Annotated in this window: 1 protein-coding gene; it reads left to right on the plus strand. The window is 44.4% G+C overall.

Annotated features, from left to right (window positions below; genetic code table 11):
• Positions 1 to 408: phage tail protein (locus ACPYOJ_RS34705; protein WP_481420279.1), on the plus strand; the 408-nt coding region annotated here is incomplete at both ends.

Consider the following 408-nt stretch of genomic DNA (forward strand, 5'->3'; position numbering starts at 1 on the left):
CAGGTTATGCGACGGTAGCCTTTTAAGCATTGCACAATACACTGCTCTTTATTCAATTCTTGGAACTACTTACGGAGGTGACGGAAGAACAACATTTGGTCTGCCTAACCTAAATGGTCGAATTCCGCTTGGTACAGGAACTTCAACTACAGGATTGTCTTATGAGTTGGGAGAAGAAGACGGATCTCCTACGAATACACTTCTTGCATCCAACCTACCAAGTTTTGCAAGTCAATTAAAGGTTTCTTCATCTAATGCAACAACGGCTGTACCATCTGCTACAACATCGCTTGCCGTAAGCGGAACACAGGCAGGAAGAGATTTCATAGCCGTTCCGAGCTTTATAGATGCTGCTCCGGATACTGTGATTAATCCGGGTTCAGTGACTTTTACAGGGCAGAACTTACC

The sequence above is a fragment of the Rhizobium sp. SVR5-9E genome (assembly GCF_056755095.1).